This is a genomic window from Micromonospora sp. NPDC052213, from assembly GCF_040679695.1.
In the GTDB taxonomy this organism is placed as follows: Bacteria; Actinomycetota; Actinomycetes; order Mycobacteriales; family Micromonosporaceae; genus Micromonospora.
In genome coordinates, this window is the sequence record NZ_JBFAVI010000190.1 from 1 (window position 1) to 13,024 (window position 13,024).

General features: G+C 73.0%; 11 protein-coding genes. 2 read left to right on the top strand and 9 right to left on the bottom strand.

All coding sequences use genetic code 11. The features are described from left to right. Positions 1–115: 115 nt before the first annotated feature. The 8 genes from AB0L34_RS29315 to ruvC form a co-directional block, all read right to left on the bottom strand. Positions 116–2,611: a bifunctional (p)ppGpp synthetase/guanosine-3',5'-bis(diphosphate) 3'-pyrophosphohydrolase gene (locus AB0L34_RS29315; protein ID WP_363708359.1), complete on the bottom strand. Its 2,496-nt coding sequence runs from the start codon at positions 2,609–2,611 to the stop codon at positions 116–118. A gap of 194 nt (positions 2,612–2,805) precedes the next feature. Beyond that, positions 2,806–3,372, bottom strand: coding sequence for an adenine phosphoribosyltransferase (locus tag AB0L34_RS29320; protein ID WP_357463972.1), 567 nt, complete (start codon positions 3,370–3,372; stop codon positions 2,806–2,808). Positions 3,373–3,473: 101 nt separating this feature from the next. Then, entirely contained in the window at positions 3,474–4,661 is a 1,188-nt protein-coding gene (secF, locus tag AB0L34_RS29325; protein ID WP_363708348.1) for a protein translocase subunit SecF, read from the bottom strand. 1 nt (position 4,662) lies between these two features. Next, positions 4,663–6,588, bottom strand: coding sequence for a protein translocase subunit SecD (secD, locus tag AB0L34_RS29330; RefSeq protein WP_363708350.1), 1,926 nt, complete (start codon positions 6,586–6,588; stop codon positions 4,663–4,665). A gap of 257 nt (positions 6,589–6,845) precedes the next feature. Next, the gene (gene yajC, locus AB0L34_RS29335) at positions 6,846–7,187 is read right to left on the bottom strand and encodes a preprotein translocase subunit YajC (protein ID WP_357463981.1); all 342 of its coding nucleotides are present in this window, start codon (positions 7,185–7,187) and stop codon (positions 6,846–6,848) included. A gap of 138 nt (positions 7,188–7,325) precedes the next feature. After that, positions 7,326–8,396 carry a Holliday junction branch migration DNA helicase RuvB gene (gene ruvB, locus AB0L34_RS29340; RefSeq protein ID WP_363708352.1) on the bottom strand — a complete coding sequence of 357 codons (1,071 nt, stop codon included), beginning with the start codon at positions 8,394–8,396 and terminating at the stop codon, positions 7,326–7,328. Continuing rightward, the gene (gene ruvA, locus AB0L34_RS29345; RefSeq protein WP_350709043.1) at positions 8,393–8,995 is read right to left on the bottom strand and encodes a Holliday junction branch migration protein RuvA; all 603 of its coding nucleotides are present in this window, start codon (positions 8,993–8,995) and stop codon (positions 8,393–8,395) included. The genes ruvB and ruvA overlap by 4 nt, the downstream gene beginning before the upstream one ends. Further along, positions 8,992–9,519 (bottom strand): crossover junction endodeoxyribonuclease RuvC, encoded by a 528-nt coding sequence (ruvC, locus tag AB0L34_RS29350; RefSeq protein ID WP_350686934.1) that lies wholly within the window; start codon positions 9,517–9,519, stop codon positions 8,992–8,994. Before ruvC ends, ruvA begins: the two co-directional genes overlap by 4 nt. Before the next feature lie 193 nt (positions 9,520–9,712). Here ruvC and AB0L34_RS29355 point away from each other — a divergent pair, with 193 nt between their 5' ends. Beyond that, positions 9,713–10,495, top strand: a complete 783-nt coding sequence (locus AB0L34_RS29355) for a 3-hydroxybutyrate dehydrogenase (protein ID WP_357463989.1) — start codon at positions 9,713–9,715, stop codon at positions 10,493–10,495. A 14-nt stretch (positions 10,496–10,509) separates the two neighbouring features. Continuing rightward, positions 10,510–12,429, top strand: coding sequence for a helix-turn-helix domain-containing protein (locus tag AB0L34_RS29360; RefSeq protein WP_363708355.1), 1,920 nt, complete (start codon positions 10,510–10,512; stop codon positions 12,427–12,429). Positions 12,430–12,504: 75 nt separating this feature from the next. Here AB0L34_RS29360 and AB0L34_RS29365 read toward each other — a convergent pair. Continuing rightward, positions 12,505–13,024: TetR/AcrR family transcriptional regulator (locus AB0L34_RS29365; protein ID WP_363708357.1), on the bottom strand; the 520-nt coding region annotated here is incomplete at its 5' end.

Sequence of the window (13,024 nt, forward strand, 5' to 3'; positions counted from 1 at the left end):
GTGATCGCACTGTGCGCCCCGGCAGAGGGGTGACCTACGAAAGTGCAAGATCGCCACAGCGAGGGGCGTGGGTGTGCAGCGGGGCCGGGTGGGTGGGGTTGGGTAGTGGGGTGGGTCAGGCGCCGGAGGTGACGCGGTAGGCGTCGAAGACGCCGTCGACCTTGCGGACCGCGGCCAGCAGGTGGCCCAGGTGCTTCGGGTCGGCCATCTCGAAGCTGAACCGGCTCACCGCCACCCGGTCGCGCGTCGTGGTGACCGTCGCGGACAGGATGTTGACCCGCTCGTCGGAGAGCACCCGGGTGACGTCGGCGAGCAGCTTGTGCCGGTCCAGCGCCTCGACCTGGATGGCGACCAGGAAAGTCGACGCGGACGTGAGCTTCCAGCTCACCTCGACCACCCGCTCGTTCTGCGCCCGCAGGTCCTCGGCGTTGGCGCAGTCGTCGCGGTGCACGCTCACCCCGCCGGAGCGGGTCACGAAGCCGAAGACCGAGTCCGGCGGGACGGGGGTGCAGCAGCGGGCCAGCTTGATCCACACGTCGCTGACCCCGCGGACCACGACGCCCGGATCCGCGCTGCTCTGCCGGCTGCGCGGCAGCCGGGTGGCGACGGCGGTCTCGGCGATGTCCTCCGCCGCGCCCTCCTCGCCGCCGTACGCGGCCATCAGCTTCTGCACCACCGACTGGGCGGAGACCTGGCTGTCGCCGACCGCGGCGTAGAGCGAGGCGACGTCGGCCAGGTGCAGGTCCCGGGCGATCGCCATCAGCGCGTCGGAGGTGAGCATCCGCTGCAGGGGCATGCCCTGCTTGCGCATCGCCTTGACGATCGCGTCCTTGCCGGCCTCGATCGCCTCCTCGCGCCGCTCCTTGTTGAAGTACTGCCGGATCTTCGTCCGCGCCCGAGGGCTCTTGACGAAGCCCAGCCAGTCCTGCGTCGGCCCGGCCGTGTCGGACTTCGAGGTGAAGATCTCGATCACGTCGCCGTTGGACAGCGTCGACTCCAACGGCACCAGCTTGCCGTTGACCCGCGCCCCGATGCACTTGTGCCCGACCTCGGTGTGCACCGCGTACGCGAAGTCCACCGGCGTCGACCCGGTCGGCAGCGGGATGACGTCACCCTTCGGGGTGAAGACGTACACCTCCTGGCTGGACAGGTCGAAGCGCAGCGCGTCGAGGAACTCGCTCGGGTCCGCCGCCTCCCGCTGCCAGTCCAGCAGCTGGCGCAGCCAGGTCATCTCGTCGATGTGCGCCGGCGGGCCGACGATCTGGGTGCCCTTGTGCTCCTTGTACTTCCAGTGCGCGGCGATGCCGAACTCGGCGGTGCGGTGCATCGCGTACGTGCGGATCTGCATCTCCACCGGCTTGCCGGTGGGCCCGATGACCGTCGTGTGCAACGACTGGTACATGTTGAACTTGGGCATCGCGATGTAGTCCTTGAACCGGCCCGGCACCGGCTGCCAGTTGGCGTGGATCACGCCCAGCGCCGCGTAGCAGTCCCGCACCGTGTCGACCAGGATCCGCACCCCGACCAGGTCGTAGATGTCGTTGAAGTCGCGACCCCGCACGATCATCTTCTGGTAGATCGAGTAGAGGTGCTTCGGCCGCCCGGTGGTCTCCGCCTTGATCTTGGCGGCCTTCAGGTCGGTCTGCACCTTCTGGGTCACCTGGCGCAGCAGCGCCTCGCGCTGCGGCTGGTGCTCCCCGATCAGCCGGTTGATCTCCTCGTAGCGCTTCGGGAAGAGCGTCCCGAAGGCGAGGTCCTCCAGCTCCCACTTGATGGTGTTCATACCCAGCCGGTGAGCCAGCGGGGCCAGGATCTCCAGCGTCTCCTTCGCCTTCTGCTCCTGCTTCGGGCGGGGCAGGAAGGTGAGGGTACGCATGTTGTGCAGCCGGTCGGCCAGCTTGATCACCAGCACCCGCGGGTCCTTGGCCATCGCGACGACCATCTTGCGGATCGTCTCGGCCTTGGCCGCGTCGCCCAGCTTGACCTTGTCGAGCTTGGTGACCCCGTCGACGAGCAACGCGACCTCGCCGCCGAAGTCGGCGCGCATCTGGTCGAGCGTGTATTCCGTGTCCTCGATGGTGTCGTGCAGCAGCGCGGCGACCAGGGTGGTGGTGTCCATCCCGAGGTTGGCCAGGATGGTGGCCACCGCGAGCGGGTGGGTGATGTAGGGGTCGCCGGACTTGCGGTACTGCCCCGAGTGCCAGCGGGCCGCGGTGTCGAAGGCGCGCTGGAGCAGCCGCGCGTCGGCCTTGGGGTGGGCGTCCCGATGGGTCGAGATCAGCGGCTCGAGCACCTCGCTGACCTGCGAGGACTGCCACGGCGCGTTGAACCGCGCCAGCCTGGCGCGGACGCGGCGGCCGGTGGGCGCGGTGGAGAGCGCGAAGCCTGCGCTCGGCAGGGGATCGCCGTCGGCGGGGAACGGGAGCACGACCCCCTCGGTCGCCGCGCCCGCGCCACCGGCCGGGCCGGCCGTCGCGCCGGACCGCGCGGTGTCGGCCGGACCGGTCGTGCCGGAGCCGTTGCCGGAGCTCGCGCCCCGGGTCGGCGCGTCACCGTTCCGTGCGGTCACCGAGCCGTCCGCGTCGCCTGTCGGGTGCACCGTGCCCTCCACCGGAGGGGCGACATCGTGGGACACCGGCCTCCTCACCGCTCGCCGGGAATACACCGACCGTGCGCCGGTCGGCCTGGTCTCGCGCCGCCCGGACGGACCCCGCCCGGTCAGCAAAGGGCAATGCTACCCGCACGCACGGTGCCCCGCCGCTCCGCCGGACGGACCGCACCGGGTCCGCCCGACGGTCGGGGCGCTCAAACGGTCAGCAGGGCATGCACCGGGCGCGGCGACAACCGCTCCCGCCCGCCGAGGAAGCCGAGTTCCAGCAGCACGGTGAAGCCGGCCACGGTGCCCCCGGCCCGCTCCACCAGGTCCAGCGTCGCCTCGGCGGTGCCGCCGGTGGCCAGCACGTCGTCGACCACCAGCACCCGGTGCCCGGCCGTGAACGCGTCCTGGTGCACCTCCAGGGTGGCCTGGCCGTACTCCAGGTCGTAGGAGGCCGAGTACGCCGGGCGCGGCAGCTTCCCGGCCTTGCGCACCGGTACCACACCGACCCCGGTCGCGTACGCGACGGCCGCCGCGACCACGAACCCGCGCGCCTCCATCCCGACGACGGCGTCGAACGAGTCCCGCCCGTGGTACGCGACGATCGTGTCGACCACCTGGCGGAACGCCTCACCGTCGGCGAACAGCGGCATCAGGTCCTTGAACATGACACCGGGCTTGGGGAAATCGGGCACGTCGAGCACCCGGCTGGCCACCAGCTTCGCGGCTTCCAGGCCGCTGTCTCCCCGTACCCCGGTGCTGTGGGTCTCCGTCACGGCAGTCCGCTCCCCTTCCACGACGACGGCGTCCTCCCTGCTGCTCGCACAGCATGAAGGACGCCGTCGGTTCGATTCCTACCGGGTGTCGCCGGCCCAGGTCAGCGCCGCTTGCCGCCACCCGGCCGGTTGCCGCCGCCGGGCGGCCGGCTGCCGCGCGCGCCCGTCGACCGCTTCCCGGCCGGCCGCGCGCCCACCTTCGGCGCGGCGCCGGCCAGCGCCGCCGACTCCGGGTCGACCGGCTCGTCCGCGGCCTCCACGGAGCCGGACGCACCCTTCGGGGTGACCTCGCCGCGCGCCAGGGCGCCCCGGCGGGCCAGCACCCGCTTGTTGTGCGCCTGGATCCGCGGCTCGTAGTTCTTGAGCAGCACCAGCAGCGGCGTGGCCAGCAGGATCGAGGTCAGGAACGCCACCGCCATACCGACGAAGAGCACCAGGCCGAGGTCCTTCAGGGTGCCCGCGCCGAGCAGGCCGGCACCGATGAAGAGCAGACCACCGACCGGCAGCAGCGCCACCACCGAGGTGTTCAGCGACCGCATGAGGCTCTGGTTGATCGCCAGGTTGGCGGCCTCGCCGTACGTCTGGTTGTTGTTCGCGGTGATGCCGCGGGTGTTCTCCTGCACCTTGTCGAAGACCACCACCACGTCGTAGAGCGCGAAGCCCAGGATCGTGAGGAAGCCGATGACCGTCGACGGGGTGACCTCGAAGCCGACCAGCGAGTAGACGCCGGCGGTGAGGATCAGGTTCATGATCAGCGAGGAGACGGCGGCGACCGCCATCCGCCACTCGAACCGCAGGATCAGGTACACCATCACCAGCGCGATGAAGATGACCAGACCGAGCATCGCCCGGGACGTGACCTGGCTGCCCCACGCCTCGCTGACCTGGTTGCCGCTGATGGCGGTGGGGTCGATGCCGAACTCCTCGGCGATCTCGACCTTGACGGCGTTGGCCTGCTCGGTGTCGAGCTGCGTGGTGCGCACCTCGTAGAAGTCGCCGCCGGTGCCGCCGACCTTCTGCGTGGTGACCACGTTGGCGCCGTCGCCGGCCGTGGCGAGGGCCGTCTTGACCTTCGCCTCGGTCTGCTCCATGGTGCCGACGCTGGCCGGGATCTGGAACGAGTTGCCGCCGGCGAACTCGATGCCGAGGTGGAATCCGCGCAGCCCGAAGCTGAGCAGCGCCAGCAGGATCAGCGTGCCGGCGACGGCGAACCAGAGCTTGCGCCGGCCGATGATGTCGAGGCCGGCCTCGCCGCGGTAGAGGCGGCTAGCGAGACCACTCTTTGCCATCTCAGGCCTCCTTCACGCGCGGGTTGCGGGGCTTGGCCTCGTCGGTCGTCCGGGCCGGAAGCGCCCGCCCGAGACCACTGACCCGCGGGGACAGGAACGCCCGGGTGCGGGCGAACATCGTCATGATCGGGTGCCGGAAGAGGAAGACCACGACCAGGTCCAGCACGGTCGCCAGGCCGAGGGCGAAGGCGAAGCCCTTCACCGCGCCGACCGAGACGACGTAGAGCACCACCGCCGACATCAGCGTGATCGCGTTGGCGGAGATGATGGTCCGGCGGGCCCGGATCCAGGCACGCGGTACGGCGCTGCGGGGGCTGCGCCCCTCCCGGATCTCGTCCTTGAGCCGCTCGAAGTAGATGACGAACGAGTCCGCCGCCACACCGAGCGAGACGATCATTCCGGCGATGCCGGCGAGGGTGAGGGTGAAGCCGATCTGCCGGCCGAGCACCACCAGCGCGCCGAAGACCAGCAGCGCCGAGAGGATCAGGCTCAGGAAGATCACCGAGCCGAGCAGGCGGTAGTAGAAGAACGAGTAGATGATGACCAGCGCCATGCCGATGCCCGCCGCGAGGAGGCCGGCCCGCAGGTGGCTGGCGCCCAGGGTGGCGGTGACGTTCTGCTGCTCCTGCTCCTCGAAGGTCACCGGCAGCGCGCCGTAGCGGAGCTGGCCGGCGAGGGTGCTGGCGTCCTTCTGGGTGAAGTTGCCGGTGATCTGCGAGTTGCCGGTCAGCACGCCCTGGATCTCGGGCGAGGAGACGATCTCGTTGTCCAGCACGACGGCGACGCGGCACTTGCCGTCCTGGCCGAGCGCGGTGGCGTCGCAGGCCTGGCCCTCGTTGTTGAAGGCCTCGCGGGTCAGGTTGGTCCACTTGTCCTGGCCGGCGCCGGAGAAGTCCAGGCTGACCACCCACTGGCTGGTCTGGTCGAGCACCGCGTTGGCGTCGTCCACGTCGGTGCCGAGCACCTTCGCCTGGTCGAGCAGGTACTTCGCGGCGCCGTCCTCGCAGGCGACCACCTGCTGGTCGGGGGCGGAGATCGACGCCGGCGGCCGCTTGTCGAGCTGGGCGCAGCTGATCTGCGGCACGTTGAACTGCATCTGCGCCGGCAGCACCGCGACCTCGCGCGGGTCGAGGGCGGCGAACGGCTTGAGCTTCTCCGCCAGCGACGGATCGGTGGCCAGGTCGGCCGGTGCCTTGAGGCCGCTCGCGGCGGCCCAGGCGGCGGCGCCGACCTTCTGCTCGACGGCCTTGCGCTGCTCCTCGACGCTCTGCGGCACCGGCTCGCTGCTCGCACTGGGCGAGGGCGCCGCGGCGCTCGGCGAGGCCGGAGCCGACGCCGACGGGCTGGCGCTCGGCGCCGGCGCCATGCCGCCCTGGCCGCCGCTCGCCGACGGGGTCACCTTCGGCCCGGCGGTGCCGGACGGGGAGGCGCTGCCCGAGGGCTTCGCGCTGCCCGACGGGGCCGGGGTCGCGCTGCCGGACGGCGCCGGGGTGGCGGGCGGCGCCGGGGCGGCGGCCGCGCCGCTGCCGTCGGCGGCCTTGAGCAGCTTGCGGAAGCGCAGCTCGGCGGCGCTGCCGACCTCGGTGATGTCGCGGTTCTCACCGGGCAGGGAGATCACGATGTTGCGGTTGCCCTCGGTGACCACCTCGGCCTCGGCGACGCCGAAGGCGTTGACGCGGCTCTCGATGATCTGGCGGGCCTCCTCGAGGTTCTCCGCCGTCGGGGCCCGGCCGTCGACGGTGTTGGTCGCCTCCAGCGTCAGCCGGGTGCCGCCGACGAGGTCCAGGCCGAGCTTGGGCTCCAGCCGGTCCTTCAGGCTGCCGCTGGCGCCGCCCGCGAAGAACACCAAAAGATAGAGGACGACGAAGATGAGCCCGAGCACGGCCAGTTGCCGTCCGGGGCGCATCTGTCCCTGAGGTGGTGCCACGGCTGTCCTGTCTCCCTGTACGGTCGCGCCGCTGGTGCGGCGGGTGTCGGCCGGTGCGGCCGGCGGTCCTGACGGGCCGGCGTCGGGGGCCGGCACGCGGGCCCCGACGTCGCGGCGCGGGGGCGCCGAGCGGAGCGTGGACGTGCCGGCTCCCGCCGTCGGGCCCAACTATCCAGTTTTCACGTCGTCTCCGCTGCCCCTTCCGGCACGGCGGTCACCGCGAGCCGGCGACCATCGCCCGGGGCGGGAACGACGCCTCACTCCTTGACGGCGTCCGCGTCCTCGGCGGCCGGCTCGGCGGGGCGCTCGGCCTGGCTGACCACCCTGGCGATCGCCGGGCGGGCGTACCGGGTCTGCACACCGGGCGCGACCTCCAGCAGGACGGTGTCGTCGTCCACCCCGGTGACCGTGCCGTAGAGCCCGCCGATCGTGACCACCTCGTCGCCGGCGGCGAGCGCGGACTGCATGGCCTCCGCCTCGCGGCGGCGCTTCTGCTGGGGGCGGATCATCATGAAGTACATGACGCCGAAGAGCAGAGCGATCATGAGGATCGGCGTCAGGCTGCCGGCACCCCCGCCGCCCTCTGCTGCGTAAAGCACGGTGAAAGACCTTCCCATTGGCCGCCGACCCGGCACGGGCGCGCCGGAGCGGAGGCGGATTCTCACGTCCTGTACAGACCGGCGCGAGTCTAATCCCTGCACCTGGGAACGCCGAATGCGGCACAGATCACGTTCGCATCACGGCTGATCGGCGTCCACCGAGAACAGATCGGGCACGCGAGGGGCATCCGCGCCAAATGTACCATTCGGTGGCGTACGCCCCAGGTGCCGCCAGGCGGCCTCGGTGGCGACCCGGCCACGCGGCGTACGGGCCAGCAGGCCGGCGCGCACCAGGAACGGCTCGCACACCTCCTCGACCGTGTCCGGCTGCTCCCCCACCGCCACGGCGAGGGTGGACAGGCCGACGGGGCCGCCCCGGAACGAGTCGACCAGCGCGGTCAGCACCGCCCGGTCCAGCCGGTCCAGGCCGAGCGCGTCGACGTCGTACACCGTCAGGGCGGCCCGGGCGGTCTCCACGGTGACCACGCCGTCGGCGCGGACCTCGGCGAAGTCGCGGACCCGGCGCAGCAGGCGGTTGGCGATCCGGGGGGTGCCCCGGGAGCGGCCGGCGATCTCGGCGGCGCCGTCGTCGGTGATCGGCACGCCGAGGATCCGGGCCGAACGGCGCAGCAGCACCTCCAGGTCGGCCGGGGAGTAGAAGTCGAGGTGCGCGACGAAGCCGAAGCGGTCCCGCATCGGCCCGGTCAGCAGGCCCGAGCGGGTGGTCGCGCCGACCAGGGTGAACGGCTCGACGTCGAGCGGGATGGCGGTCGCGCCCGGGCCCTTGCCGACCACCACGTCGACCCGGAAGTCCTCCATCGCGCTGTAGAGCAGCTCCTCGGCCGGCTTGGCGATCCGGTGGATCTCGTCGATGAAGAGCACGTCGCCCTCGGCGAGGCTGGTCAGGATGGCCGCCAGGTCGCCCGAACGCTCGATCGCCGGGCCGCTGGTCACCCGGATGCCGGAGCCCAGCTCGGCGGCGACGATGTTGGCCAACGTCGTCTTCCCGAGGCCAGGCGGGCCCGAGAGGAGGATGTGGTCGGGCGGGGAGCCGCGCCGCATCGCGCCCTGGAGCAGCAGGTCGAGCTGGTCGCGTACGCGGTGCTGGGCGATGAACTCCTCCAGCCGCTTCGGCCGGACGCTGGCCTCCGCGTCCCGTTCCGCGTCGTTGACGTAGGCGGAGACCAGGTTGCCGTCGGGACCGGTCACCGGGTGCGGCCCAGCAGTCGGATGGCCTGCTTGAGCAGCACCGGCACGGGCGGCACGTCACCGTCGACGGTCTCCGCCACCGCGGCGACCGCCTGGTCGGCCTGCCCGGCCGTCCAGCCGAGCCCGACCAGCGCCTGCCGCACCTGCTCGGGCCACGCCCCGCCGGTCACCCCGGCCGCTCCGTCGGCGCCGACCGGGACCGGTCCGACCCGGTCGCGCAGCTCCAGGACCAGGCGCTCGGCGCCCTTCTTGCCGATGCCGGGCACCCGGGTCAGCGCGGCGGTGTCGGCGTTGGCGATCGCCTTGCGTACCGCGTCGGGGGTGTGCACGGCGAGCACGGCCTGGGCCAGCCGGGGACCGACGCCGCTGGCGGTCTGCAGCAACTCGAAGAGCTGCTTGGCGTCGTCGTCGGCGAAGCCGTAGAGGGTGAGCGAATCCTCCCGGACGACCAGGCTGGTGGCCAGCCGGGCGGGCTGGCCGACCCGCAGCTCGGCGAGGGTGCCGGGGGCGCACTGCACCGCCAGGCCCACCCCGCCGACCTCCACGACCGCGTGGTCCGGACCGGTCGCGGTCACCACCCCGCGCACGCTGGCGATCATCTGGCTCCTCCTCGTCGTACCCGGTCGGCCGCGGCGGCCAGCTTGGAGCGCGTCCCACCGCGCCACACGTGACAGATGGCCAGGGCGAGGGCGTCGGCGGCGTCCGCCGGCTTCGGCGGCTCGGGCAGCCGCAGCAGCCGGGTGACCATGGCCGTCATCTGGGCCTTGTCGGCCTGACCGGAACCGGTCACGGCCGCCTTCACCTCGCTGGGCGTGTAGGTCTGCACGGGCAGCCCGGCGCGGGCGCCGGCGAGCACGGCGATCCCGCTGGCCTGCGCGGTGCCCATCACCGTGCGGACGTTGTGCTGGCTGAACACCCGCTCGACGGCGACGCTGTCCGGCCGGTGCTCGGCGACCAGGTCGGTGAGCGAGCGGTCCAGGTGCAGCAGGCGCAGCGGCAGCTCGTCGCCGGGGTCGGTGTAGACGACGTAGTAGGCGACCAACGTGCAGGGCCGCCCCGGCACGCCCTCGACCACGCCGACCCCGCACCGGGTCAGCCCCGGGTCGACGCCGAGCACCCGCACGCCGCCTCCTCCCCCAACCGTCAGCAGTACGTGTGTTCGACACCCTACCGAGCCGGACGACGGCCCGGTGTCGGGGACACGCCGGGCGCGCCGACACGCCGCCGACCTGCCGCGTGGACCACACACTCCGGCCGTCGAGTATGTGCCGCCGCCCCATGTGCGCCCGGACACACAGCTCGTAACTTCATGCGCCATGACGGCAGAACCCGTGGCGGTGCCCCACGTCGTACACGTCGACCTCGCTGGTCGTACCGCCCTGGTGACCGGGGGCGGCAGCGGCATCGGCCGCGCCTGTGCCCTGCGGCTCGGGGCCGCCGGCGCCAAGGTCCTGGTGGTGGACCGCAACATCGAGGCGGCCAAGGCGGTGGCGGCGGAGGCCGGCGGCCGGGCCGAGGGCGTGGACCTGGCGGACGCCGAGGCCGTGGACCGGCTCGACGCGGACGTGGACATCGTGGTGAACAACGCGGGCCTCCAGCACGTCGCGCCGGTGCAGGAGTTCTCCGCGGAGCGCTTCGCCTACCTGCACCGGGTGATGGTGGAGGCGCCGTTCCTGATCATCCGCCGGGCGCTGCCGCACATGTACGCCAGGGGCTGGGGCCGGATCGTCAACATCTCCTCGGTGCACGGGCTGCGCGCCTCGCCGTACAAGTCGGCGTACGTCTCGGCGAAGCACGCCCTGGAGGGGCTGTCGAAGGTGGTGGCGCTGGAGGGCGCCGCGCACGGCGTGACCGCCAACTGCATCAACCCGGCGTACGTGCGGACCGCGCTGGTGGAGAGCCAGATCGCCGACCAGGCGGCCAGCCACGGCATCCCGGAGGCGGAGGTGGTCGAGAAGATCATGCTGGCCCGGGCGGCGATCAAGCGGCTGATCGAGCCGGAGGAGGTGTCCGAGCTGGTGGCGTACCTCTGCTCCCCGCCGGCGGCGTTCATCACGGGCGCGTCCATCGCGCTCGACGGGGGCTGGACGGCGAACTAGTGGCAAGCCGCACAATGTCGGTCATGTCGTCACCGGTGGAGTTCCTGGAACTGCTCGCCCGCGAGGCCGCCGCGGTGGAGTTCGAGGGGCCGCTCGTCGCCGCGCGCGCCGCCGGGCTGCCGCCCGACCGGCTCGCCGAGCTGGAGCAGGCCAAGACCGTGGCGCTGCGGGTCCGCGCGCTGCTGGAGCGCCGCCGTCGCCGGGAGGTCGAGCTATCCGGCCTGTACGACACGGTCAGCGACCTGGCCGGGCTGCGCGACCTCGACGACGTGCTGCGCGCGATCGTGCACCGGGCGCGCAACCTGCTCGGCGCGGACGTCGCCTACATGACGCTCAACGACGACGAGCGCGGCGACACCTACATGCGGGTCACCGACGGCTCGGTCTCCGCCCGCTTCCAGCGGCTGCGGCTGCCGATGGGCGCCGGCCTCGGCGGCCTGGTGGCCCAGTCCGGCGCCCCGTACGTCACGGCGAACTACCCGGAGGACGACCGCTTCCACCACACCGGCGAGATCGACGCCGGGGTGGGCGAGGAGGGCCTGGTGGCCATCCTGGGCGTGCCGCTGCGGCTCGGCTCGACCTCGATCGGCGTGCTCTACGCGGCCAACCGCTCGGCCCGGCCGTTCGCCCGGGAGGAGGTGGCGCTGCTGGTGTCCCTCGCCGCGCACGCGGCGGTGGCGATCGACACCGCGCGGCTGCTCGCGGAGACCAGGGCGGCGCTGGAGGAGCTGTCGGCGGCGAACACCACCATCCGGGCCCACAGCAGCTCGGTGGAGCGGGCCGCGGCGGCGCACGACCGGATGACCGCGCTGGTGTTGCGCGGCGGCGGCGTGGAGGACGTGGCCGCGGCGGTCACCGACGTGCTCGGCGGGGCGCTGCTGGCGCTGGACGCGGAGGGCCGGCTGCTGGCCCGGGTCGGCGAGATCGACGAGCCGGACCGGGCGGACATGGTGGAGGCGGTGGCCGCGTCGCGTACGGAGGGCCGCAGCGTGCGCCGGGGGCCGCTCTGGTACGCCGCGGTGGTGGCCGGCGCGGAGAACATGGGCGCGCTGGTGCTGCGCCCCGACGACGAGCTGGTCGACGCCGACCAGCGGATCCTGGAGCGGGCGTCGCTGGTGACCGCGCTGCTGCTGCTGTTCCGGCGCACCGTCGCCGAGGCGGAGGGGAGGGTCCGGGGCGAGCTGCTCGACGACCTGATCGCCCGGCCGCTGCGGGACACCGACGCGCTGCGCAGCCGGGCCCGCCGGCTCGGGGTGGACCTGGACGCGCCGCACGTGCTGGTGGCGGTCGGCGACGACGCGATCGCCGCGACAGGCTCGGCCCGGCAGCGGGTGCTGTCGTGGGCCACCACGTACGCCTCGACGCGGGGTGGGCTGGCGGCGGCCCGCGACGGGCGGGTGGTGCTGATGCTGCCGGGCCGGGACGCGGGCGGCAACGCCCGGGCGGTGGCCCGGGACCTGTCCCGGGTGACCGGCCGGCCGGTGACCGCCGGGGCGAGCGGCCCGGCGACGGGGCCGGCGTCGCTGGCCACCACGTTCGCCGAGGCCGACCGCTGCCTCACCGCGCTGGGCGCGCTGGGCCGGTCGGGGCAGGGCGCGAGCACCGCCGAGCTGGGTTTCGTCGGACTGCTGCTGGGCGCGGTCGGCGACGGCGGCGACAAGGACGTGGACCGGTTCCTGACGGCCACCGTCGGGCCGGTGGTCGACTACGACGCCCGCCGGGGCACCGCGCTGGTGAAGACGCTGGAGGCGTACTTCGGGGTGGGCGGCAGCCTGGCCCGGGCCGCCGAACTGCTCCACGTGCACGTCAACACGGTGACCCAGCGGCTGGAGCGGGTCGGGCAGCTGCTCGGCGCGGACTGGCAGAAGCCGGAGCGGGCGCTGGAGGTCCAGCTCGCCCTGCGCCTGCACCGCCTGCGTACGCCGTCCGGCTGACGGTCCCGCCGGCCGTGCCGCGTGCCGGAACCGGGTGGGCCGTACCGGCGGGCGGGACCGGGGTGGTGGCCGGGGTCAGCGGGCGCGGATGCCGTCCAGGACGCCGTCGACGACCTTCTCCGGCAGGGACGCCTCGTCGAGGTCGGGATGCCAGCGCAGCACCCGCTGGATCAGCATCGGGCCGGTCAGCATCGCCATGGTGACCTCGACGTCGATGTCGGCGCGCAGCTCGCCGGTGCGGATCCCCCGGCGCAGCACCTCCCGCATCAGCGCCCGGCGCGGCTCGATGATGCTCTGGTAGAGCTGGTACTCGTCCGGGCTGCGGTTCACCCGCGGCACCAGGCAGGGCATGATCCGCGCCGCCCGCGGGTCGATGTTGTGCCCGACCGCGCCGACCAGCACCACCAGGTCGTCGCGGACCGACCGGCCGGGCGGCGCCGGCGGTTGGCCCTTGAGCCGGCGCAGCGCGTCGGTCAGCAACGCGTCCTTGCCGGGCCAGCGGCGGTAGATGGTGGCCTTGCCCACGCCGGCCCGGGCGGCGATCGACTCGATCGAGAGAGCCTCGATCGTGCTGCCCTCGGCGAGCAGGTCGAGG

Bases quoted from the DNA above. Each gene is read 5' to 3' on its own strand.
- secF (WP_363708348.1), bottom strand. From the start codon at position 4,661: ATGGCAAAGAGTGGTCTCGCTAGCCGCCTCTACCGCGGCGAGGCCGGC.
- ruvA (WP_350709043.1), bottom strand. From the start codon at position 8,995: ATGATCGCCAGCGTGCGCGGGGTGGTGACCGCGACCGGTCCGGACCAC.
- AB0L34_RS29355 (WP_357463989.1), top strand. From the start codon at position 9,713: ATGACGGCAGAACCCGTGGCGGTGCCCCACGTCGTACACGTCGACCTC.
- AB0L34_RS29360 (WP_363708355.1), top strand. From the start codon at position 10,510: ATGTCGGTCATGTCGTCACCGGTGGAGTTCCTGGAACTGCTCGCCCGC.